Below are 22,967 nucleotides of genomic sequence, written 5' to 3'. Positions count from 1 at the left end.
CGGCTCAGCCGGCCTCCCCGTTCTCGGGATCCTCGGCGGCCGGCTCCTCCGTCGGCTCCTCCTGCTCCTGAGCCGGCTCGGGGGCGAGCGGTAGGACGTCGGGGGCCACCCGGTGGATGTCCTCGATCGACAGCGCCCCCTGGCGCAGCACCCTGCCGGCCTCCTCGGAGGCGAAGTCGATGATGGTCGACGACTCCCCGATCCTCGACGGCCCGCCGTCGAGATAGACCGCCACGGAGGTGCCGAGCTGGCTCAGGGCCTCGCCGACCTTCAGCGCGGCCGGGTGGCCCGACTTGTTCGCGCTGCTGACCGCCAGCGGGCCGGTGATCCTCAGAAGGTCGCGTGCCGCGTCCTGGTCCGGGACCCGCACCGCGATCGTGCCGTTGGTCTCCCCCAGATCCATCGTGAGATCCTCCTGGGCACGGAAGATGAGAGTCAGCCCGCCCGGCCAGAAGGCCTCCGCCAGGTCCCGGGCCGCCCCGGGCACCCGGTCGCACAGAGCCGGCAGCACGGCGGCATCGCCGATGAGCACCGGAGGGGGCATGTCGCGGCCGCGCTCCTTGGCCATCAGCAACCTCTGGACCGCCAGCGGGTCGAGGGCGTCCGCCGCTATCCCGTAGACCGTGTCGGTGGGGAGCACGACGCACTCCCCCTCCTTGAGGGCCGCTGCGGCGCGGCTCAGGGAATCCGCCCTGGTCTGCGGGTCGGTGACGTCGAGGACCTCCGGTGCCCCGGGACGCTCGCCCGGATCGGACTCCTCGGTGATTGTCGTCTCTTCCATGCCTCTCATCCTTCCACCCCTGCTCCTTCCACCACCACGGCCGGCGCCCCGCCCCGGTTCAGGTCCACAGCTCAGATACACAGTCGAGGACCGTGGTTCAGGTCCTGCGCGCCGTGACGTAGCGGGAGCGTCCGGCCAGGTCCCGATGGTCCTCGATCTGCTCCCAGCGCCCGTCATCGGCCAGCAGCGCGGGGGCGGAGTCCTCCTGGGCCGGGTCGTGCTCGAAACCGAGGAGGCCGCCGTGGCGGAGCAGCGCGGCCGCACGCGGCACCAGGTCGCGCAGCAGGTCCAGCCCGTCAAGCCCCGAGAACAGGGCAGGCTCCGGCTCGGTGTCGATCACCTGCCGGCTGATCTGCTCCCGGCCCGCCAGCGGAAGGTAGGGGGGGTTGGTCACGACGATGTCGGCCAGACCCTCCATACCTTCAGGCACCCGGAGGGCGTCTCCCTCGTGGAGGGTGACGCCGCGGGGAGTGAGATTGCGCCGGGCCCACGCGAGGGCACCGGGATCGAGTTCCACGGCATGCACCCTGGCTCCCGCGACCTCGCCCGCCAACGAGGCGGCCATCGCCCCCGAACCGGTGCACAGGTCGATGATCGTCGGCGTCTCACCGGCCCTCACCAGGGCGGCGGCCTCGGCGACCGCCTCGCCGACCAGCAGTTCTGTCTCGGGCCGCGGGATGAAGACGCCCGGCCCCACCTCGATGCGTTCGGAACGGAACCAGGCCTCGCCGGTGAGGTACTGCACAGGGGTCCCGGCGGCACGCGCGGCGATGAGTTCGCGGAACCGCCCGACCTGGTCGACGCCGGGAGGTGGTGCGAGGATCAGCCGGGAGGGTTCGATGTCCAGGGCGTGGCACAGCAGCACCCGGGCGTCGGCGGCGGGGCTGGCCGAGCCGGTGCCCGCCAGACGGCGCGATCCGAGGTCGAGCAGGCCGCCCAGCCCGGCAGGTCGACCCGAGGAGTCGGCGTTCACCGATCCTCCTCGCTCCGGGCGGCGGCCATCCTGCGCGCCACCTCGTCGGAGTGCAGGGCCGTCTCCAGCTCGTCGAGGTCGCCGTCGAGGATCGCGTCCAGACGGTGGCTCTTGTATCCGATGCGATGATCCGTGAGGCGGTTCTCCGGATAGTTGTAGGTCCGGATCCGGGCCGACCGGTCGACCGACCGGACCTGCTCGCGCCTCATCCTCGTCGCCTCGTCGGCGGCCTCCTCGGCCGCCAGTGCGGCCAGGTTGGCGCGCAGCATGCGCATCGCCTGCTCCTTGTTCTGGAGCTGCGAGCGCTCGTTCTGGCAACTCACCACGATGCCGGTGGGCAGGTGGGTGAGGCGGACCGCGGAGTCGGTGGTGTTCACTCCCTGGCCGCCCGGCCCTGAGGAGCGGAAGACGTCGACGCGCACGTCGGCGGGATCCAGATCCACCTGCTCGGCGTCCACATCGGGCATCACCAGAACACCTACTGCGGAGGTGTGGACCCGGCCCTGGGACTCGGTCACCGGAATCCGCTGGACGCGATGCACGCCCGCCTCGAATTTCAGGGTCCCGTAGGCGGGCCGCTCGGCACTGCCGCGCACCGCGACGGTCACCGACCGGAAGCCGCCCAGATCGGTGGGCTGGGAGTCCAGCTCCTCGATCCGCCAGCCGACGGACTCGGCGTACCGTTCGTACATCCGAAGCAGGTCGGCCGCGAAGAGGGCCGACTCATCACCGCCCTCCCCGGAGTGGATCTCCACCATCGCATCCTCCTCATCGAGAGGGTCGGAGGGGGCGAGGAGCTCGGTGAGTTCGGCCCTGGCCCGGTCCAGCTCGCCGGCCAGGGCGCGGTACTCGGCGGCGAAGGCCTCGTCCTCGGCGGCCAGTTCCGCGGCGGCGGCCTCGTCATCGGCCAGCGCCTCCGCCCGGTCGGCTGCTGCCAGGACGTGACCGAGCCGGGCGCGCTCCCTCGACAGCCTTCTCATGGCGGCGGGATCGCTCAGCACCTCGACGGTGGACAGCTCGCGGTCGATCTCGTCGCGGCGCAGCCTCATCGAGGCCACCGCCGGATCCTGCTCGGTGGCCGTTCCGGCGCTGTGCTCCTCTGGTTGCGACGACGCCACTGAAGATCTCCTTGATGACATGGCACGACGCCGGGCCGAATGCCCGGCGTCGTGCCTGCTGCTGTGGATCCCCGGCGTCGCGCTTCGCGGCGCCCGGGGGCGGCGGTGTCAGTTCTTGCCGGCCGCCTTGCCGTAGCGGCGCTCGAAGCGGGCGACCCGGCCGCCGGTGTCGAGGATCTTCTGCTTGCCGGTGTAGAAGGGGTGGCACTTGGCGCACACATCGGCACTCAGCGTCCCGGAGGGGGCGGTGCTGCGGGTGGTGAAGGTGCTGCCACAGGTGCACGTGACGGTGGTCACGTGGTACTCGGGGTGGATGCCCTGCTTCATGAAGGTGTTCTCCTTGATCTGTTTCGATGCCGGGTCGCCAGGACGGCGTGAACCGGCAGCGTCGAGCAATTCTTCCCCACAATCGACTCAGGATCAAACCGGTCCTGAACGGGGAGACCCTGCCCGGCTGGTAGGGGCCGTCAGGTCAGTCGGCCGACGGCGTGGTCTTCGAGATGGTGAAGAGGAACTCCGTGTTGGTCTGGGTCTTGCGCAGCTTCGACAGCATCATCTCGAGAGCCTGGGATCCGTCGAGACCCGAGAGCACCCGGCGCAGTTTCCACATGATCGCGGTCTCCTCGCGCGAGAGCAGCAGCTCCTCGCGGCGGGTGCCGGAGGCGTCGACGTCGATGGCCGGGAAGAGCCGCTTGTTGGCGAACTCGCGTCGCAGCCGCAGCTCGGAGTTGCCGGTGCCCTTGAACTCCTCGAAGATCACCTCGTCCATCTTCGAACCGGTCTCCACCAGGGCGGTGGCCAGGATGGTCAGGGATCCGCCGTTCTCGATGTTGCGGGCGGCCCCGAAGAACTTCTTCGGCGGGTAGAGGGCCGCGGAGTCGACGCCGCCCGACAGGATCCGGCCCGAGGCCGGTGCCGCAAGGTTGTAGGCGCGACCCAGCCGGGTGATCCCGTCCAGCAGGATCACGACGTCATGGCCGAGTTCGACGAGTCTCTTGGCCCGTTCGATGGCCAGTTCGGAGAGCTGGGTGTGATCGTCGGCGGGACGGTCGAAGGTGGAGGCGATGACCTCCCCGGAGACGGTCCGTTGGAAGTCGGTGACCTCCTCGGGCCGCTCGTCGACCAGGACCACCATGAGGTGGACCTCCGGATTGTTCTGGGTGATCGAGTTGGCGATGGACTGCATGATCATCGTCTTGCCCGCCTTGGGCGGCGAGACGATGAGGCCGCGCTGGCCCTTGCCGATCGGGCTGACCAGATCGATGATCCGCCCGGTCATGTTCTTCGCGTCGGTCTCCAGGCGCAGCCTCTCCTGCGGATACAGCGGGGTGAGTCTGGAGAACTCGGCCCGGGTGCGCATCTGCTCGGGATCGGCGCCGTTGACGGTGTCCAGGCGCACCAGCGGGGCGAACTTCTCCCGCCGCTCCCCCTCCCGCTTGGCACGCAGCGCCCCGGTGACGACGTCCCCCCTGCGCAGCCCGTGCTTGCGCACCATGTTCATCGAGACATAGGCGTCATTGGGGCCTGGAAGGTAGCCGCTGGTACGCACGAAAGCGTACTGGTCGCGGATGTCAAGAATCCCCGAGCAGGGCACCAGAACGTCGTCCTCGCGCACATTCGGGTCGGACTCATTGCCGGAGACCCGCTCTGAACCGCGCTTGTTGCGGCGGTTCTGACGGTCGCGCTGACGACGCCGACGGGACCGCCGGCCGTTGCCGTAGTCGTCATCGGATCCCGACTCCGGCAGATCCTCCTGACGAGTGTCGGTACGGGCATCGGTGCGACGGTTCTCGCCCCCGCCCTGATGGCCGGCCTGATGCGACAGCGCCTCCAGACGGGCCCCCACCTCGTCATTGACCTGCCCCGAGGGCCTTTCTGCACCGCCATCGTCGCCGTTGTGGCGGGGCTGGTTGCGACGGCGCCGGTTGCGGTTCGGATCCTGGCGACGCGCGGACTCGTGGTCCTGGTCACCGGGCTGCTCATCGCTCGCCTTGGCGGGCTCGGCGCGGTCCTGGCGCGCCTCGGCGGGCAGCTCCTCCTGACGCCGGGTCCTCGGTGCCTCGGCGGACGCCGGAGCCTCCTGCGAGGCGGGAGCACCGCCGGTCTGGTGAGCCCGCCGCCTGGGGCGCGACTCTCCGCGCTCGGCGGTGCGGGCGGAGGCCTGGACGAAACCGCCGGCCCTGATGGCCGCGACGAGATCGGCCTTTCGCATCGTCCTTGCACCCTTGATGCCCATCTGGGTCCCGATGGACCTCAGCTCGGGCAGAAGCTTGCTCGACAGATCCCCGGTGGATCCGCCGTTCTGGGTGGAACTGGTCACGTAAATCCCTTCGACTGCCTCATCTCGGGCACGGCGGCCCGGAGGCGGGAATATTGCTGGCAGGTCGCCGCTCCGCGGAATCTCGCTCGGAGATCCATCTGGGAGGCGGTACCGCCGGAAGAGCCCCGAATATGCCATGAGCAAACTGCGCCGGGCGGCATATGGGGAGGATGCGCGTTGAACATGCGCTGAGGTGACTATAGCAGAGCGCGGCAGAGCGACAAAACAGGTCGAAGAATTCCGGGAGCCGGTTCAGCCGACGTCCAGGAGCCGGGTGGCGGCCCCCAGAGCCAGGTCGTCGACCATGAACCCCGCATCGCCGACGCGGCGGGCGGCGTCGAGCATCTCGGCGGTTCCCATCGCCAGCACCGTGGGGCCGGCGCCCGAGATGACGGCCGGCACGCCGGCCTCCCGGAGCCTGTCCATGAGATCGGCGGACTCGGGCATCAGGGGCCTGCGGTAGGGCTGGTGGATCCAGTCCCTGGTGGCCGCCAGAAGATGCTCGGGAGCCGATGTCAGCGCCGTCACCAGCAGGGTCGAGGCCAGCACCTGATGGACGGCGTCGGCACGCGGCACATCGGCGGGCAGCACGTGACGGGCCAGCGCGGTGGGCACGTGACGGTCGGGGACGTAGGCCCTGAAGGTCACCTGGGGCAGCACGTCGAGGCGGATATGACGCACCTGGCCGTCCTCCAGCCAGGCCACCTGGGCCCCGCCCAGGATCGCCGGGGCGGCATTGTCGGGATGCCCCTCGATCCCGGTGGCCATCGCCAGCAGCAGGTCGCGGTCCGGAGGCTCGCCCGGGCGGGCGAGTCCCCAGGCCAGGAACAGTCCGGAGGCGATGGCCGCCGCCGAGGAGCCCAGCCCCCGGCTGTGCGGTATGCGATTGCGGGCGGCCAGATCCAGCCCGATGTCGGGACGGTCGTGGCCCAGATCCACCAGTCCCTGGCGCAGTGTCGTCACCACCAGGTGGGACTCGTCGTGAGGAACGGTGTCGTGACCCTCGCCGGTGACGGAGATGGTCACACCGGGAGCCTCCCGGGTGGTCACCGAGACCTCGTCCCACAGGTCCAGGGAGAGCCCCATGCAGTCGTATCCGGGGCCCAGGTTCGCCGATGTGGCGGGCACCCGGACAGTGACCGTCCTGTTACCGGCGCTCATCTCACATGCCCTCCACCCGGATGAACCGGGGATCGCCGTTGACGATCGGGGACCGGCTCAGCTCCGCCAGGCAGAGCTCGAAGTCGGACTCGCGGGTCTCGTGGACCACCATCCGCAGCGTGGCCGACCAGCCGTCCTCCTTGCCGGCGCCCTCCAGGGCGGACTGCTGGACGGTCTGGAGGGAGACGCCGTGCTGGGCGAAGACGGCGGCCACCTGCTGCAGGATGCCCGGCTCGTCGCGGACCTGGATGCTCAGCTGGAAGCGCGTGTGCACCGAGCCCATGTCGGCCACCGGAACGTCGCCGAAGATCGCCTGGGACGGCCCGGCCACCCCGCGGGCCCGGTTGCGGGCCACGGTGACCAGGTCTCCCATCACGGCGGAGGCGGTCGGAGAGCCGCCGGCGCCCGGGCCCATGAACATGAGATGGCCGGCCTCCCGGGCCTCCACGAAGATGGCGTTGTTGGCCCCTCGGATGCCGCCGAGCGGGTGGTCCTCCGGGACCAGGGCGGGATGCACCCTGGCGGAGACCCCCTCGGGCCCCATCTCGCAGATGGCCAGCAGTTTGATGACGCACCCCATGCCGCGGGCGGCCTCGATGTCCTCGGGGGTGATGCCGGTGATCCCCTCGCGGTGCACCTGGCTGCCGCGGATCCGGGTGTGGAATGCCAGCGAGGCCAGGATCGCGGCCTTGGCGGCCGCGTCATAGCCCTCGACATCGGCGGTCGGATCGGACTCGGCGTAACCCAGCCGCTGGGCCTCGGCCAGGGCCGCCTCGAAATCGACCCCCTCGGCGGTCATCTTGTCCAGGATGTAGTTCGTGGTTCCGTTGACGATCCCCATCACTCGCCGGATCTCGTCACCCACCAGGGACTCCCGCAGCGGCCGCACGATCGGAATGGCGCCGGCGACCGCCGCCTCGTAGTAGACGTCGACGCCGTGCGCATCGGCAGCGGCGTAGATCTCATGACCGTGAGCGGCCAGCAGCGCCTTGTTGGCGGTGACCACCGAGGAGCCGTGCTCGATGGCACTCATGATCAGGGGGAACGCGGGCTCGATGCCACCGATCACCTCCACCACGATGTCAACGTCGTCGCGAGCCACCAGGTCCTCGGCGTCGGAGGTGAAGAGGTCCTGTGGCAGGCGCGCCCGGGGACGGTCGGGGTGGGCCACGGCGATCCCGGCCAGCTCGACCGGTCGGCCGACCCTGGCGGCCACGTCATCGGCGCGGGCGAGGATCATCCGCGCCACCTGGGACCCGACCACTCCGCACCCCAGCAGTGCGACCCGCAGCGGGGTCGTCGTGGTACCCCGGGTCCCGGGGGTGAGCAGGGCCTGGGCCTCATCCATCGTGCGCTCCTCGCGGTCGTCCATGTCGTCGGGTCTGCTGCCGGGTTCCCTCGTCGCCGTCACGGCAGATCACCGACGACCGGCCCGAGATCCAGGGCGAGAAGATCGTCCAGGGTCTCCCGACGCAGCAGCGTGGTCCATTCTGCCCCATCCACCGCGACCACCGGTGGCCGCGGCACGTGGTTGTAGTTGCTGGCCATCGACCGGGAGTAGGCACCGGAGGCGGGGACCGCCAGCAGGTCGCCGGGGCGCACATCGGCGGGCAGGTACTCGTCGCGGACCAGGATGTCCCCGCCCTCGCAGTGCTTGCCGACCACCCGGCACAGCGCCGGCGCCTGATCCGAGACCCTGTTGGCCAGAGTCGCCGAGTACTCGGCCGCGTACAGGGCCGGCCGGATGTTGTCGCTCATGCCGCCGTCCACCGAGACGTAGACCCGCTGGGCCCCGCCGTCAAGATCGACCGGCTTGACGGTCCCGACGGTATAGACGGCCATTCCGGCGGGCCCGACGATGGCCCGGCCGGGCTCGATCGAGGTGTGCGGAACGGGCATCCGATGGGCCCGTGCCTCCGTCTCGACGATCTCTCGGAGTTCCGCGGCCAGCGCCTCGGGAGCCGAGGGCGAGTCCTGGGAGGTGTAGGCGATCCCGAATCCACCGCCCAGGTCGAGTTCGGGCAGTACCGTCCCGGTGGCCTGGCGGAACTGGCTGAGCAGCTTCATGGTGCGTCTCGCCGCCACCTCGAAGCCGCCGGTGTCGAAGATCTGGGAGCCGATGTGGGAGTGGATGCCGAGCAGGTCGATGACCGGGCTGGCATGGCAGCGCACCATGGCGACCATCGCGGCGCCGTTGGCGATCGAGAAGCCGAACTTCTGGTCCTCGTGAGCGGTGGCGATGTACTCGTGGGTATGGGCCTCCACCCCCGGGGTGACGCGCACCATCACCCTGGCCCGGGTGCCCTGCTCGCGGCACAGCTCCTCGATCCGATCGATCTCGTCGAGGGAGTCGACGATGATCCGGCCCACCCCTGCCCGCAGCGCCATCTCCAGTTCGCGCACCGACTTGTTGTTGCCGTGCATCCCGATCCTGGCCGGGTCGAACCCGCCCTCCAGGGCCGTGCGCAGCTCCCCCTCGGTGCACACGTCCAGATGGAGCCCCTCCTGATGGACCCATCCGGCCACCGTGCGGGTGATGAAGGCCTTGCCGGCGTAGTACACGTCCCAACCGGCGAAGGCGTCGCGGAAGGCGCGCGCCCGGGCCCGGAAATCGGCCTCGTCGAGGATGTAGAGCGGCGTGCCGAGCCGCCCGGCCAGATCCACCACGTCGACCCCGCCCACCTCCAGGGAACCCGTCGTCTCCCGCCGCACCGTGGAACTCCACAGCCTGCGGTCGAGTTCATTGACGTCGGTGGGAACGGCCAGCCACTGGGGGCCGGCGGAGGCGACATCGGCATGAACAGATCCCGCCACATGCATATGGGTCATGGCCCAAGCCTGCCAGACCTCGCGGGACAGGCCGCAGCTGTCCGTCTGGCGAGGCGGGACGAGCCGTTTCATGCCGGCCGGGGCCCGAATGGCAGTGCGTGGGCCGATGCGCTACAGTCAATGACTGGTTCGACCGTCGGTCGGGCCCGGCCCCCGTAGCTCAGGGGATAGAGCACCGCCCTCCGGAGGCGGGAGCGCGCGTTCGAATCGCGCCGGGGGCGCAGATTGAACGCCTTGTCAGGGCCGGTTCCAGGAGATCTGGATCCGGCCCTTCGTGATGGCCGTGGCCGTGTGCGAGGCTTGGACCATGACCGATTCAGAGGTGGTGGCGCCCGGGATCTCCGAGGAGATCGCCGCGATCCTCGCAGAGGCGGGAATCACCGAGAACAAGGGACTTGTGAAGCGGATCCTCGCGACCGGGATCGGGCTGGGCGCAGATCGCGCCAGCCGCCTCGATCTCAAGATCGCCAGCTCCGCCCTCACCGAGATGAGGGCGGCCTTCAGCCTCTTCGCCCCCTTCGCACGGACACCGAAGGTCACCATCTTCGGTTCCGCTCGCGCCCGGCCGGGCAGCGCCGCCTACGAGCAGGCCAGGAAGATCTCCGGTGCTCTGGCGGAGCGCGGCTGGATGGTCGTCACGGGAGCAGGCCCCGGCATCATGCAGGCCGCCGCCGAGGGCGCGGGCCCGGACAGCTCACTGGGAGTCTCCATCCGCCTGCCCTTCGAGGAGAAGCCGAACTCCTCCATCGAGTTGGGCCGCAATGTCGCGATGAAGTACTTCTTCACGCGAAAACTCATGCTCGTCAAGGAGTCCCACGGATTCGTCTACGTGCCGGGGGGGTTCGGGACTCTGGATGAACTCTTCGAGCTGCTGACCCTTCAGCAGACGGGCAAGTCCGAGCCGACGCCCATCGTGCTTCTGGACGAGCCCGGCGGCAGACTGTGGGAGGGGCTGCGCACCTTCGCCGACGAGCAGCTGCTGGCGGCCGGCGTGATCTCCCCCGAGGACTTCGACCGCGTACTTCTCACTGATTCGGTGAGGGTCGCTGCCGACGAGATCACCGGCTTCTGGCGGAACTACGACTCCCTGCGGTGGGTGGGAGACCGCCTGGTGCTCCGGTTGAGGGCCGAACCCACCGATGCCGAGATCGCCGACCTCGATGCCCGATTCGGTGATCTCCTGGCTTCCGGCGGGTTCCGCTCCCGCGGGCCGCTGCGTCGCGAGATCGATGACGACGACCGCCTCGATCTCCCGCGTCTCGTCTGCCGTTACGACCCGTTCCAGGTCGGCTCCCTGTACCGGCTGATCCGGGCTCTCAACGCCCTGGACAGCGCCCCGCCGGCGAGCGGTCCGCAGCAGCTGCGCCGACCCTGAGGCGGCCCGCGCGCCGGGAAGGCCGTTGCGGGCCCCCGGTATGGTTGTCACCCGTGCCAGACCCCCAGGTGATCACACCCTCCCGCCATGCCCGCGCCGACTTCCTGGCGGCCTCCGGGGTCGTCGCACTGTGGGTGATCACCCGGATGCTGATGCTGCGGATCTTCACCCTGCCCAACAGCAGGTACATCGTCGGCGACGTCAACTACTACAGGTGGTGGCTGACCTCGGCCCGGCTGCCGGTCTCCCAGATCCTCCAGGAGTACCCGGTCCCGGTGATCTGGGGCATGAAGCTGCTGGTGTGGGCCTCCGGCGGTGACGGCTCCTACTTCCTGCCGCTCTTCGCGGTGACCATGATGGCCCTGGACGCCCTCATGACCCTGGCCCTGTGGAGGGCCGGGCACCGGTTCGGAACGGTCTGGTGGATCCTCTTCGTCTTCGCCCTGGGACCCATCATGTGGTTCCGCTTCGACATGGTGCCGGCGGTCTGCATGGGGATGGCCTCGCTGTGGTACCGGCGCCACCCCGCCGCATGCGGAGCCGCGATCGCGGTCGGGGCCTCGATCAAGCTGTGGCCCGCACTGCTCATCCTCCCGATGCTCGGACAGACTCGCTCAGCGATGCGCAGGCTCATATCCTTCGTGATCACCGGCGGAACGCTGGCCCTGCTGTCGCTGGTGACCACCTCCTGGCCCCGGCTCATCTCCCCACTGACCTGGCAGTCCGACCGGGGCCTCCAGATCGAGTCGGTGCCGGCCTCGGTCCCGATGCTGCAGCGGCTGCTGGAGGGAGGCGGCGATCACCCGGTGGCGATGAGCCGGTTCAACGCCTATGAGATCAGCGGCTCCGGGGTCGGGATATGGACCGCGCTGTCGAGTCTGCTGATGGCCGTGGCCGTCGGCGTGGCCGTCATCCTGGGAGTGACCGCCTGGCAGCGCGACGGGTTGAGCCATCGCACCGCCGCGCTGGGATCCACCGTGATCGTCGGCGCCCTCATCATCGCCAACAAGACCCTCTCCCCCCAGTACTTCGTCTGGTGGGGCGCCACCATGTCGGTCCTGGTCGACGGATTCTCCGGGGAACCCGACCGGCCCGACGCCGCTCAGCTGTGGATCCGCCGGACCGGGGCGGCCGCCGCAGGGTGCCTGTTCCTCACCGGGGCCCTCACCCAGTGCGTCTATCCGCTGAGCTACGGCCACATCATCGGCACCCCTCCCCAGGGCTGGGCGGTCGGCCTGCTGATGGCCCGCAATCTGATGGCCGTCCTCACCCTCGCGGTCTCGGCGATCGCCCTGGGGCGGTCGCTGGCCGTCTCCCGCCCGGCTCCCCGGCCCGCCGTCGACACGCTTCCAGAGAAAATCGGGGACGCCGCCCGATCCCTATAGCATCATGGGCTAGGAGCGGCCCCAGTACCCCCGGGACCACGGGCAATGACGCTCGGCCGGGTCGTTCGCGCCCGGTGTGCGAGCGGATGAATGCAGATGAATACGGAAGAAGGCACAGGTGGCATCCCCCGCCGGACACAGCAGTTCCATCAACGCAGGCAGCAGCTTCGGAGCCAATGACTGGCTGATCGAGGAGATGCGGGAACGATTCGAGGCCGATCCGGGATCCGTGGACCCGGTCTGGTCCGATTTCTTCCAGACCGACCCTCAGGCCCCTGCCTCTCCCGAGGAGCCGGCCGTCGAGTCCCCCGCGGCCCCGGTGGAGCCTGCCGCATCCCCGCAGCCCGCCCCGGCCACTGCGTCGACGACACCGGAACCACGGGAGACCGCCCCGGGGCGCGCCGAGCCGTCCGGCACCGCCGAACGCCGCCAGCCGGTGGCCAATGAGGCCCCCAAGGTGGTGCTGCCGTCGGCCCCCTCGAGCGAGCCTGAGAAGGTCCGGCTGCGCGGCGCGCCGATGCGCACCGCCCGGAACATGGAGGACTCGCTGTCGATGCCGACAGCGACCTCGGTCCGCGAGATCCCCATGAAGCTGGTGATCGAGAACCGCACGATGATCAACAAGTTCCTGAGCCAGAGCAAGGGCGGCAAGGTCTCCTTCACCCACCTTCTGGGCTACGCCATGGTGCAGGCTCTCAAGGACGTCCCGGCGATGAACAACGCCTACGCCGAGATCGACGGGAAGCCCCACCTCGTCGAGAACCACTCAGTCAATCTCGGCCTGGCGATCGACGTCGTGGGCTCCGACGGCACCCGCAAGCTCGTGGTGCCGGCGATCACCTCCGCCGACACCCTCGATTTCGCAGGCTTCTGGGCCGCCTACGAGGAGATCGTGCGGAAGGGACGCACCAACTCGCTGACCGTCGAGGACTTCCGCGGGGTGACCGCGTCACTCACCAATCCGGGAGGGATCGGCACCAACCACTCGGTGCCACGCCTGATGCCCGGCCAGGGAGTCATCCTCGGCATGGGGTCGATCGACTACCCGGCCGAGTGGCAGGGCGGCAGCCCGAGCAGGCTGGCCGAGCTGGGGATCTCCAAGGTCACGACGCTGACCTCCACCTATGACCACCGGATCATCCAGGGCGCGCAGTCCGGGGAGTTCCTCCGGCGGATCCACCAGCTGCTGCTCGGCGAGGACCGCTTCTACGAGAACATCTTCGAGTCCCTGCGCATCCCCTACGCCCCCGTGCAGTGGGCCCCCGACCGGATGGCGAACCGGCCCGACCAGGTGAGCAAGCAGGTGCGGGTCATCACCCTCATCGAGGCATGGCGCAAATTCGGCCACCTCTCGGCCGACCTGGATCCCCTCGAGTACAAGCCGCGATACCACCATGACCTGATGCTCAACAGCCACGGGCTGACCCTGTGGGATCTGGACCGCCGCTACCCCGTGAACAACTTCGGCGGAATGAAGCGGGCCAGCCTCACCCTGCGCGAGATCCTCGACATTCTCCGCGACTCCTACGCCTCGACGCTGGGCATCGAATACATGCACATCACCGATCACGTGCAGCGAAGCTGGTTCCAGGAGCGCTTCGAACGCGCCCACACCTCGCTGTCTCGCGAGATGCACCTGCAGATCCTCGATCAGCTCAACGAGGCCGAGGTCTTCGAGACCTTCCTGCAGACCAAGTACGTCGGCCAGAAGAGGTTCAGTCTCGAGGGCGGCGAGTCGGCCATCGTGCTGCTGTCGGCGCTGTGCTCCCAGGCGGCGAACCAGGGTCTCGACGAGGTCTGTATCGGAATGCCCCACCGCGGCCGGCTCAACGTCCTGGCCAATATCGTCGGCAAGTCCTATGGGCAGGTCTTCCGCGAGTTCGAGGGCAATGCCGAACCGTCGAACGCCCAGGGATCCGGCGACGTCAAGTACCACCTGGGAGACGAGGGCCGCTTCACGGCCCCCTCGGGTGCCACGATCAAGGCCTCGGTCGCCGCCAACCCCAGCCATCTCGAAGCCGTCGACCCGGTGCTCGAGGGCATCTGCCGGGCGAAGCTGGACGTCCTCGGCAATCCCGACGACTACCCGGTCCTTCCCCTCCTCATGCACGGCGACGCCGCTTTCGCCGGTCAGGGGGTGGTCTTCGAGACCCTCCAGATGAGCCAGCTGGAGGGATACTCCACCGGCGGGACCATCCATGTCGTGGTCAACAACCAGATCGGTTACACCACCTCCCCCTCCGACGGGCGCACCTCCCAGTACTCCACCGGCGTCGCCAAATCCATCGCGGCCCCGGTGATCCATGTCAACGGCGATGAGCCGAGCTCGGTGGTGAGGGCCGCCCAGATCGCCTTCGAGTACCGCCAGACCTTCCATCGCGACGTCGTCATCGATCTGGTCTGCTACCGACGCAGAGGCCACAACGAGGGCGACGATCCCAGCTTCACCCAGCCCCACATGTACGATCTCATCGCCCAGAAGAGATCGACCCGCACCATCTACACCGAGAACCTCATCGGCCGTGGCGACATTACCGTCGAGGACGCCGAGGCGGTGATGTCGAGATTCCGGGACCGCCTGGAGAACGTCTTCAAGGAGGTCCGCAAGGCCACCTCGGCACCGACCCCCTACGATTCGGTGCCGGACTACCCCTCGAAGCGCACCCATCACCGTCCCACCGCGGTCAGTGCCGATCTGATGGATCAGGTCGCCAGGGCCCAGGAACAGCTGCCGGCCTCCTTCGCGCCGCATCCGAAGGTGGCTCCTCAGCTGGCCCGCCGCGCAAGGGCGCTGCGCGAGGGAGGGGTCGACTGGGCCTCGGCCGAGATGCTCGCCCTGGGAGCGCTGCTCACCGAGGGCCTGCACGTCCGGCTGGCGGGTCAGGACACCCGCCGCGGCACCTTCTCGCAGCGCTTCGGCGCCGTCGTCGACCGGGTCACCAGCGAGAAGTACGTCCCGGTCAACCACATCATCGACGAGCAGGGGCGCCTCGACATCTACGACTCTCCGCTCAACGAGTTCGCCTCGCTCGGCTTCGAGTACGGCTACTCGGTGGCCCGGCCGGACTCCCTCGTCCTGTGGGAGGCCCAGTTCGGGGACTTCGCCAACGGCGCCCAGACGATCATCGACGAGTTCATCGCCTCCGCCGGCGCCAAGTGGGGCCAGAAGTCCGGTGTCGTACTGCTCCTCCCCCACGGCTACGAGGGCCAGGGCCCCGACCACTCCTCAGCCCGCATCGAACGCTTCCTGTCGCTGTGCAGCGAGGAGGCGATGTCGGTCTGTCAGCCCTCCAGTCCGTCCAGCTATTTCCACCTGCTCCGCTACCACGCCTATGTGAACCTGCACCGCCCTGTGGTGATCGCCACCCCCAAGTCGATGCTGCGGAACAAGATCGCGGTCTCCGCGGTCGAGGAGTTCACCGAGGGCCACTGGGAGCAGGTGCTGGCGGACCGGTCGATCACCGACCCCTCCCGGGTGCGCGAGGTGATCCTGTGCTCCGGCAAGGTGAAGTGGGAGCTCATCAGGAGGCGCGCCCAGCAGGGCCTGGACGGCGAGGTGGCCATCGTCAGCATGGAGCGCCTCTATCCGATGCCGGTGAAGTCCCTGACCCGTGCACTGAGCCCCTACGCCCATGTCACCGATATCCGGTGGGTGCAGGAGGAGCCGATGAACCAGGGACCCTGGCCCTACATCCAGGCCAGCCTGGGCCCGGAGACCGCCGACCCGCTGCCGTGGCTGGGGGCCGGCCTGAGCGTGGTGTCCAGGCCCGCCCTGGCCGCCTCCTCGGTGGGCCAGCACAGCGCCCACATGGCTGAGCAGGAGGCTCTGCTCACCGCCGCCTTCGCCGCACGATGAGATGGGGAAGTCCGAGCCGGGAAGGGACTGAGCCGCGTGTACTTCACTGATCGTGGCATCGAGGAGTTGGAGCGCCGCCGCGGGGACGAGGAGGTGACGCTGACCTGGGTGGCCGATGAGATGCGTCACTTCGTGGATCTCAACCCGGAGTTCGAGGTAGCGGTGGAGCGGCTGGCCACCTTCCTGGCGCGGCTGGACGACGAGGAGGAATGATCCTGCGACCCTGCTAGCCAGTCACCGACTCTCCCGCCAGCCAGCGTCTGCTGACCGGCAGCAGGGCGGTGACGACCGCCACCCCGGCCAGGACCGCCAGCACCAGGACCCACCGCGGCGCTCCGGAGGCCATCAGCGAGATGACGACGACCAGGTGCAGGGTCCCGCTGGCGACCAGCGGCCCGTCGGCCCAGGCGACCCGTCTCACGACCCACCAGGCGATGAGGGCGACGATCATCGCATAGCCGATCAGCATGGCACCGACACCGATGGAGAACCGGCCGTGACCGGCCACGACACTGCCCACCCCGACCCCGGCCAGGGCCAAGGCCGACAGCCACGTCGACCATGCCGCGAGAAGCACCGGCAGTGGTGACCGGGGGAAGCTGCGTCGAGTCACTCGAATACCCTTTCCGAACGGCGTCGCCGTGCATATCATAGGTGAGGCGTTCCGCCCCGGGCGGTCCTCGTCGCGGTGGTCGACGACGCGGGAACCGCAGCCAGATTGTCCGCAATCAGAGGAAGGGTCTTTACAAAGGCCGTCCCGATTGGCACACTTCTCTGGTCCGACCAAATGTTGGTCGGGGTTCCACGCTGTCAACCGCAGCTCCGAGCCCGGCCCGTGGATGCGGACCCCAGTCATGATTTGGTGGCCCCGTCACGGGGTCTGAAGGAGTGAATTGCGCATGGATTGGCGCCACAAGGCCGCCTGCCTCGACGAGGACCCGGAACTGTTCTTCCCCATCGGGAACACCGGGCCCGCCCTGGCACAGATCGCGGAGGCCAAGAAGGTCTGCGCACGCTGCGATGTCCGTGCCGAGTGCCTGGCGTGGGCCCTGGAGGCCGGCCAGGACCACGGCGTGTGGGGCGGCATGAGCGAGGACGAGCGCCGTGCCATCAAGCGGCGTCAGTCGCGCTCCAGGGTCCGCAAGTCCTGAGAAGGCGGGGACTGCACATTCCCAGCCGGGGATCCACCGTGGGCCTCAGTCCTGCCTCGCGACCGAGATCCGGGCACAGGTCCCCCTGTTGTCCGGATTGTTCTCCAGGGTGAAGGTGCCGCCGAGATCCTCGACCAGGGTTGTCACGATGGACAGGCCCAGGGACGTGCGGTGATCCGACAGGGAGAATCCCTCGGGCAACGGCTTCCCGTTGTTGACGATGTCGACGACGAGGAAGCCGTTCTCCTTGTGCGGACGCACCACGACCTCGCCGGAGGAGGACCCCAGGCTGTGCTCGATGGCGTTCTGGCACAGCTCGGTGGTGGCCAGGGACAGAGCCGTGGCGGCATCGGCGTGGACCTTCCCGAAGCTGCCCTCCCGTCTGGCGATCACCCGGCCCGAGGAGGCCGCGACGTCGCCGACCATCTTGAGGATCCGGTCGGCGACCTCGTCGAAATCGACCTCCTCCTCGAAGTTCTGGGACAGGATCTCATGCACCACGGCGATGGCCGAGACCCTGCCCATGGCCTGCTTGAGGGCCAACCTGGCATCCTCGCTCGTCATCCGCCTCGACTGGAGTCGCAGCAGTGCGGCCACCGTCTGCAGGTTGTTCTTCACCCGGTGATGGATCTCCCTGATGGTGGCGTCCTTGGTCACCAGCTGCCGATCCCGGCTGCGCAGCTCGGTGAGATCGCGCACCAGAATGAGCGTGCCGGCCGGCACCTCGAAGTCATCGAGCCAGGTGCGCAGCGGGATGACCCTGGCCCGCAGAGTGGCCTCGGCGTTCTCGATGTCGGTCTCCCGCAGCGATTTGCCGTCCAGGTCCATGCCGACGGTCTGGCCGACGTCACGCAGATTGGGACACAGCTCCCGCACCACCGGGATGAGGTACTCCCCGTCCAGGTCGCCGGACAGGCCGAGCTTCCGGAAGGCCGACAGGCCGTTGGGGCTGGCGTACGTCACCATGCCCGTGGTGGCCACCCTGATCACCCCGTCGGTCACCCGGGGGGCCAGCGCCCGGTCATGGTTGGGGAAGATCGGGAAGGAGCCGTGGTGCAGCATCTCCGAGATGATGCCCGCGATCTCCAGATAGTTGTCCTCGGTCGATCCCGGGGCCCGGACCCCCATCTGATTCGTGTGCCTCTCCACCACCGCGATGACCTCGTCATGGCGGATCACCGGGATGGCCCACACGTCGACGGGAATTCCCGCCGACAGCTTGTTGTTGCTGGTCTCGCACATCTCGGCGCTCATGAAGGCCTCGGTCACGAGGTTCTCGTCGTCGTAGCTCACCGACTCGCCGACGACGTCCTCCTCCAGCGCCGTCGGCCCGGTGTCGGGACGGATCTGCGCGGCCGCCCAGAAGATATTGGGATCCTCGTCGGGGATCCACAGGATGAGGTCCGAGAAGGACATGTCGGCCAGGATCTGCCAGTCCTCGACGAGCTGACCGAGCCAGCCGACATCGTTCTTGCTGAGTCGGCTTCGAGACACCATGAACCTGTCGAGAGCGGGCATGACCACACTCTATGGCCTGCGCGGTGAACCGCTGAACCTCCGCACCCGCCGTTCCGCCGACCACCGGGGCGAAGGGCCCCATTTGGATGTCAGGACCAGTTGCGGCAAAATGTATGGTCGTTGCCGTGCTCCGCGCGGCCCCTCCCATGCCGGAGGGTTGTATCACACCTGAGGAGGCCCTCCAATGGGAAAGACCGGCCGTAAGCGTCGCGCACGTCGTAAGAAGAACGCCAATCACGGCAAGCGTCCCAATGCCTGAGTGATCGCGCATCCGAGAGTCCCCGGAGTACGCTCCGGGACGCGAGAAGGGCTCCTCCCGATCGGGAGGAGCCCTTCTTCGTGCTCCGTGTCCGGCTCAGCCGTCGAGGTGCAGGCCCACGATCCTCATCCGCAGCTCGACCGAGGCGTGCACCGGCTGCTGACAGCGCTTCAGGGCGCGACTCACGGCGGCCTCCATGTCGGCCTCGTCCATGCATGACTCGCAGGCGGTCAGGTGATGGCGGAAGGCGTCTGCGGCCTCCTCCGAGAGCTCGCCGTGCAGGAACTCCTGCAGATGGTCCAGAGCCCATCCGCACGCCTGCTCCGCGCATCCGGGTCTCTCGTCGCCGATCATGAGTGCACCTCCTGGCCGAGGGTCTCCTCATCGACCTCTCCCGCCTTGGGCCCGATGCCCCTGGCCCCGGCGACATCGACCAGCTGACCGCGCAACTGCTTGCGCGCGCGATTGAGCCGTGACATCACGGTGCCGATCGGGGTACCCATGATCTGAGCGATCTCCTTGTACGAGAAACCCTCGACGTCGGCAAGCGTCACGACCTCGCGGAAGTCATCGGACAGGCTGTCCAGCGCCCGGAGCACCTGGGTGTCCGGCATCGTGTCAAGGGCCTCGACCTCGGCCGACCGCAGCCCGGTGGCCTGATGTGACGCCGCCCGGGCGATCTGCCAGTCCTCGACGTTCTCGTCATCGGAGGTCTGCGGGCGCCGCTGGGCCTTCCGATAGGTGTTGATATAGGTGTTCGTGAGGATCCGGAACAACCACGCCTTGAGGTTGGTGCCGGGCTTGAACTGCTTGAACGAGGCGAACGCCTTGGCGTAGGTCTCCTGGACGACGTCCTCCGCATCCGCGGCGTTGCGGGTCATGCGCAGGGCCGACCCGTAGAGCTGGTCCAAGAACTCCATGGCGTCGCGTTCGAAGCGCTCGGCGCGCTGCTGGTCGGTCTCCTCGACCTCGTCGCGCCCCCGCGCCTCGCCGGACCCGGTGGAAGGAATAGTCATCGGGTACAAGGGTAGCCCACACTTCTGCGCACAAGCAGCCGCGCCCCTGGCCCGCATCCTGGTGAGTGTTCCCGTCGCCATAATTGCCTCAACGTCCACCGGGCGCAGATATTCCCGGCCGGCGGCCGTAGGGACCCGACTGCGCCGCGAATCCGCGAATCGGCTTCCCCGCCGGGGTTCCAGACGGTAGGAATGGGGCATGAGCATCATTCGTGGTCTGGGTCGTACCCTGTTCGCCAGCTACTTCGTCGTCAAGGGGACCAATTCGGCGCTCAAGCCCGACGCCTTCGTGGAGGACGCCGAGCCTGTCGCCGACAAGCTGCTCCCCCTGGTCAGGCGATCCCTTCCGGCCTCCGTCGGATCCCACATCCCCGAGGACACCCGCTCCCTGGTCCGCCTCGCCGGCGCCGTCCAGGCTGTCGGCGGACTGGCGATGGGCACCGGCCTGGGCCGGCGCCCGGGCGCCGCTCTGGTGGCGGCCAGCATGGTTCCTCATGTCATCGCGTCGATTCCCGAGAAGACCCTGCCCAAGGAGGACCGCGTCGCCGCGCGCTCCGTGCTGCTGCGCAACGTCGCACTTCTCGGAGGCGCCCTGATGGCCTCCCGCGACACCGCCGGGCGGCCCGGTCTCGGCTGGCGCCTGGCGCAGCGCCGCAAGGCTCTGGGCGAGTCCGCGGAGGAGGCCGGGAACCAGATCCGTCGCAAGGCCGGGAAGGGCCGCCGCAGCGTCGCCAAGGCGCAGAAGAAGGTCGAGAAGAAGGTGCGGGACCAGATCGGTGACTGATCCTCGCCACACCTCCTCCCCGGTCCCCTGGCCCGCACCGGAGGCCACCGCCGGCATCGGCGGCCGAACCGTCGTGCCCGGCTCCAAGTCCCAGACCAACCGGGCCCTGCTGCTGGCCGGACTGTCCGACCGGCCCAGCGTCCTGGACGGAGTGCTCGCGAGCCGTGACACCATGCTCATGAGGGACGGTCTGGCCGCGCTGGGGGTCGGGCTGCAGGAACTGGCCCCGGGGCGGGTGAGGATCGATCCACCGTCGGCACTGCACGCCGCACATGACCCGATCGACTGCGGTCTGGCCGGCACCGTGATGAGATTCCTCCCGGCGGCCGCCGCGCTCGCCGCGGGCCGCACCCGGTTCATCGGCGACCCCGCCGCAACGGTGCGCCCGGTCGCCCCGGTGCTCGACGGGCTGCGACAGCTGGGGGTTGTGGTCGACGATCGGCGGCTTCCGTTCACCCTTGATGTCCCCGCGCGGCTGGCCGGACGCGAGGTGACCATCGATTCGTCGGGCTCCAGCCAGTTCATCTCGGCCCTGCTGCTGTCGGCCGCCCACTACCCCCGCGGCATCGACCTGCGTCACCGCGGCGGATCGGTGCCCTCGGCCCCCCACATCGCGATGACCGTCGGGATGCTGGTCGAGCGCGGCGTCGTCGTCGAACAGCCCGGAGAGGACCGCTGGATCGTCGGGCCCGGCCCGATCCGTGGGATGGATGTCGTGGTGGAACCCGATCTCACCAATGCCGCCGTCTTCCTGGCAGCGGCGATGGCGGCCGGAGGCACGGTGCGGGTCCCGGGCTGGCCGTCGGACACCACCCAGCCGGGCCGCCTCTTCCTCGACGTGGCACAGATGATGGGAGCCGAGGCCTCGGTCCAGGACGGTACGGCCACCGTCACCGGCACCGGCGCCCTGCACGGAGCCGGGATCGATCTGCACGCCGCCTCCGAGCTCACCCCGGTCGTCGCCGCCCTGGCCGCTCTGGCCGAGGGGCGCACGGTCATCACAGGCGTCGCCCATATCCGCGGTCACGAGACCGACCGGCTGGCGGCCCTGGAGACCGAGCTGTCGCGGGTCGGCGCGAAGGTCCGGCAGACCGCCGACGGGCTGGAGATCCTCGGTCGCGGGCCCGCGGCACTGCATCCCGCCCGGATGCGCACCTATGCCGACCACCGGATGGCCCACGCCGCCGCCCTCGTCGGCCTGGAGGTGCCCGGGGTGACCCTCGACGACGTCACCTGCACCTCCAAGACGATGCCGGACTTCCCCGCCATGTGGGCCGATCTGGTGAACCACCGGTGAGCCCCCGCAGGCTGGCCTCCTCCGGTGTCGACACCTTCGACGAGGACGGCTACGAGAGGCCCCGGCGCCGCACCCGCCCCCGAACCAAGAACCGGCCGGACTACTCGCAGCTGCCGGAGGGCACGGTGCTGTCCATCGACCGGGGACGGTACCGCTGCCGGGTCGAGGGCCAGGACGTCACCGCCACGAAGGCCCGCGGCCTGGGTCGCAAGGGTGTCATCGTCGGCGACCGGGTCCGCCTCGACGGGGACATCTCCGGAGAGGAGGGCACCCTCGCCCGGATCGCCGAGACACTGCGACGCCGGACCGTACTGCGTCGCACCGCCGACGACACCGATCCCTTCGAGCGCCCCGTCGTCGCCAACGCCGATCAGATCCTCATCGTCACCGCCCTGGCCGACCCACCGCCGAGGATCGGCATGATCGACCGGATCCTGGTGGCCTCCTACGAGGCGGGAACCGAACCGGTCCTGTGTCTCACCAAGGCCGACCTGGCCTCGCCACGGGACCTCTCCGAGCTCTACTCGCCGCTCGGGGTTCCGGTGGTCACCAGCAGCCCCGAGGCCGACCTCGGGCCGATCCGCGACCGCCTGGCGGACCGCACGACCGTCCTGGTCGGGCACTCGGGGGTCGGCAAGTCGACCCTCATCAACGCCCTGGTCCCCGGCGTCGACCGGCGCATCGGGGAGGTGAATGAGGTGACGGGACGCGGCCGGCACACCTCCACCTCGGCGCAGGCCCTGGAGCTGCCCGGCGGCGGCTGGGTGATCGACACACCCGGGGTGCGTTCCTTCGGACTGTCCCATGTCAGCTCCGAGCAGGTGCTTGCGGCCTTCCCCGATCTGGAGCCGTTCACCGCCGGCTGCCCGCGTGGCTGCCGGCACACCGCCGCGGATCCGCAGTGCGGCCTCGACGCGGCTCTGAGGGCCGGCCGGATTCCTGCGCTGCGACTGAACTCCTTCCGTCGGCTCGACGCCGCGCGGACCCGTTGAGCGGCGCGGGTCACCCCCTGCGCAGGAAGGCCACGATCTCACGGGAAGTGGATGCACGCCTCGTCCCGGCGCAGGTTGTCGGAATCCTGGGAGCCGAGGTCCAGGACGCTGGAGACCAGGATGATGCCGGACAGGTAGATATCTGTAGGCGC

The 22,967-nt window shown here is 69.1% G+C and carries 21 protein-coding genes and 1 tRNA gene; 10 read left to right on the top strand and 12 right to left on the bottom strand.

Going from position 1 to position 22,967, the window contains the following annotated elements; translation table 11 throughout:
* Window positions 1-4: 4 nt before the first annotated feature.
* The 8 genes from JS278_RS07610 to lysA form a co-directional block, all read right to left on the bottom strand.
* On the bottom strand, window positions 5-781 hold the full coding sequence (locus tag JS278_RS07610) for an L-threonylcarbamoyladenylate synthase (RefSeq protein ID WP_114044648.1): 777 nt from the start codon (window positions 779-781) through the stop codon (window positions 5-7).
* A gap of 97 nt (window positions 782-878) precedes the next feature.
* A complete protein-coding gene (prmC, locus tag JS278_RS07605; RefSeq protein WP_245935241.1) occupies window positions 879-1,754 on the bottom strand; it encodes a peptide chain release factor N(5)-glutamine methyltransferase in 876 nt (291 codons plus the stop codon).
* The gene (gene prfA / locus JS278_RS07600; protein WP_245935295.1) at window positions 1,751-2,803 is read right to left on the bottom strand and encodes a peptide chain release factor 1; all 1,053 of its coding nucleotides are present in this window, start codon (window positions 2,801-2,803) and stop codon (window positions 1,751-1,753) included. The genes prmC and prfA overlap by 4 nt, the downstream gene beginning before the upstream one ends.
* 177 nt (window positions 2,804-2,980) lie before the next feature.
* On the bottom strand, window positions 2,981-3,199 hold the full coding sequence (gene rpmE, locus JS278_RS07595; RefSeq protein ID WP_114046191.1) for a 50S ribosomal protein L31: 219 nt from the start codon (window positions 3,197-3,199) through the stop codon (window positions 2,981-2,983).
* 145 nt (window positions 3,200-3,344) lie between these two features.
* Window positions 3,345-5,192 carry a transcription termination factor Rho gene (rho, locus tag JS278_RS07590; RefSeq protein ID WP_114044646.1) on the bottom strand — a complete coding sequence of 616 codons (1,848 nt, stop codon included), beginning with the start codon at window positions 5,190-5,192 and terminating at the stop codon, window positions 3,345-3,347.
* Window positions 5,193-5,444: 252 nt separating this feature from the next.
* The gene (thrB, locus tag JS278_RS07585) at window positions 5,445-6,353 is read right to left on the bottom strand and encodes a homoserine kinase (protein ID WP_114044645.1); all 909 of its coding nucleotides are present in this window, start codon (window positions 6,351-6,353) and stop codon (window positions 5,445-5,447) included.
* A gap of 1 nt (window position 6,354) precedes the next feature.
* Window positions 6,355-7,701: a homoserine dehydrogenase gene (locus JS278_RS07580; RefSeq protein ID WP_114046190.1), complete on the bottom strand. Its 1,347-nt coding sequence runs from the start codon at window positions 7,699-7,701 to the stop codon at window positions 6,355-6,357.
* 59 nt (window positions 7,702-7,760) lie between these two features.
* Window positions 7,761-9,182 (bottom strand): diaminopimelate decarboxylase, encoded by a 1,422-nt coding sequence (gene lysA, locus JS278_RS07575; RefSeq protein ID WP_114044644.1) that lies wholly within the window; start codon window positions 9,180-9,182, stop codon window positions 7,761-7,763.
* A 149-nt stretch (window positions 9,183-9,331) separates the two neighbouring features.
* Between lysA and JS278_RS07570 the strand changes: the two genes are divergently transcribed.
* The 5 genes from JS278_RS07570 (at window position 9,332) to JS278_RS15995 (ending at window position 16,011) form a co-directional block, all read left to right on the top strand.
* Window positions 9,332-9,403: transfer RNA gene (locus JS278_RS07570), tRNA-Arg, on the top strand.
* A gap of 86 nt (window positions 9,404-9,489) precedes the next feature.
* Complete coding sequence (locus tag JS278_RS07565; protein ID WP_114046189.1) at window positions 9,490-10,557, top strand: LOG family protein; 1,068 nt, start codon at window positions 9,490-9,492, stop codon at window positions 10,555-10,557.
* 53 nt (window positions 10,558-10,610) lie between these two features.
* Window positions 10,611-11,942 carry a hypothetical protein gene (locus JS278_RS07560; RefSeq protein WP_114044643.1) on the top strand — a complete coding sequence of 444 codons (1,332 nt, stop codon included), beginning with the start codon at window positions 10,611-10,613 and terminating at the stop codon, window positions 11,940-11,942.
* 118 nt (window positions 11,943-12,060) lie between these two features.
* Entirely contained in the window at window positions 12,061-15,798 is a 3,738-nt protein-coding gene (locus JS278_RS07555; protein ID WP_114044642.1) for a multifunctional oxoglutarate decarboxylase/oxoglutarate dehydrogenase thiamine pyrophosphate-binding subunit/dihydrolipoyllysine-residue succinyltransferase subunit, read from the top strand.
* A 36-nt stretch (window positions 15,799-15,834) separates the two neighbouring features.
* Window positions 15,835-16,011, top strand: a complete 177-nt coding sequence (locus JS278_RS15995) for a DUF6104 family protein (protein ID WP_181833849.1) — start codon at window positions 15,835-15,837, stop codon at window positions 16,009-16,011.
* Between the two features lie 13 nt (window positions 16,012-16,024).
* Here the strand turns inward: JS278_RS15995 and JS278_RS07550 are convergent, their stop codons facing one another.
* Window positions 16,025-16,411 (bottom strand): hypothetical protein, encoded by a 387-nt coding sequence (locus JS278_RS07550; RefSeq protein WP_245935240.1) that lies wholly within the window; start codon window positions 16,409-16,411, stop codon window positions 16,025-16,027.
* 286 nt (window positions 16,412-16,697) lie between these two features.
* On the opposite strand from JS278_RS07550, the gene JS278_RS07545 reads away from it, so the two are divergent.
* The gene (locus JS278_RS07545; RefSeq protein ID WP_114044641.1) at window positions 16,698-16,949 is read left to right on the top strand and encodes a WhiB family transcriptional regulator; all 252 of its coding nucleotides are present in this window, start codon (window positions 16,698-16,700) and stop codon (window positions 16,947-16,949) included.
* A gap of 45 nt (window positions 16,950-16,994) precedes the next feature.
* Here JS278_RS07545 and JS278_RS07540 read toward each other — a convergent pair whose 3' ends face one another.
* Window positions 16,995-18,467 carry a sensor histidine kinase gene (locus tag JS278_RS07540; RefSeq protein ID WP_114046187.1) on the bottom strand — a complete coding sequence of 491 codons (1,473 nt, stop codon included), beginning with the start codon at window positions 18,465-18,467 and terminating at the stop codon, window positions 16,995-16,997.
* Between the two features lie 184 nt (window positions 18,468-18,651).
* Between JS278_RS07540 and JS278_RS16780 the strand changes: the two genes are divergently transcribed.
* A complete protein-coding gene (locus JS278_RS16780; RefSeq protein ID WP_373887156.1) occupies window positions 18,652-18,726 on the top strand; it encodes a 50S ribosomal protein bL37 in 75 nt (24 codons plus the stop codon).
* 96 nt (window positions 18,727-18,822) lie between these two features.
* On the opposite strand, the gene JS278_RS07535 is transcribed toward JS278_RS16780, so the two are convergent.
* Window positions 18,823-19,080 (bottom strand): zf-HC2 domain-containing protein, encoded by a 258-nt coding sequence (locus tag JS278_RS07535; protein WP_114044640.1) that lies wholly within the window; start codon window positions 19,078-19,080, stop codon window positions 18,823-18,825.
* Window positions 19,077-19,742, bottom strand: a complete 666-nt coding sequence (locus JS278_RS07530) for a sigma-70 family RNA polymerase sigma factor (RefSeq protein ID WP_114044639.1) — start codon at window positions 19,740-19,742, stop codon at window positions 19,077-19,079. The genes JS278_RS07535 and JS278_RS07530 overlap by 4 nt, the downstream gene beginning before the upstream one ends.
* A 199-nt stretch (window positions 19,743-19,941) precedes the next feature.
* Here JS278_RS07530 and JS278_RS07525 point away from each other — a divergent pair, with 199 nt between their 5' ends.
* The 3 genes from JS278_RS07525 to rsgA are packed head-to-tail and all read left to right on the top strand — an operon-like array spanning window position 19,942 to window position 22,815.
* Window positions 19,942-20,526, top strand: a complete 585-nt coding sequence (locus JS278_RS07525) for a DoxX family protein (protein WP_114044638.1) — start codon at window positions 19,942-19,944, stop codon at window positions 20,524-20,526.
* Entirely contained in the window at window positions 20,519-21,823 is a 1,305-nt protein-coding gene (gene aroA, locus JS278_RS07520; protein ID WP_425451480.1) for a 3-phosphoshikimate 1-carboxyvinyltransferase, read from the top strand. The genes JS278_RS07525 and aroA overlap by 8 nt, the downstream gene beginning before the upstream one ends.
* Window positions 21,820-22,815, top strand: a complete 996-nt coding sequence (gene rsgA, locus JS278_RS07515; RefSeq protein WP_114044637.1) for a ribosome small subunit-dependent GTPase A — start codon at window positions 21,820-21,822, stop codon at window positions 22,813-22,815. Before aroA ends, rsgA begins: the two co-directional genes overlap by 4 nt.
* Window positions 22,816-22,967 lie beyond the last annotated feature (152 nt).

This window comes from Acidipropionibacterium virtanenii (genome assembly GCF_003325455.1).
Taxonomy (GTDB): Bacteria; Actinomycetota; Actinomycetes; order Propionibacteriales; family Propionibacteriaceae; genus Acidipropionibacterium; species Acidipropionibacterium virtanenii.
The sequence above is the reverse complement of the archived record's forward strand: the minus strand, read 5'-3'. Positions and strand labels throughout refer to the sequence as shown.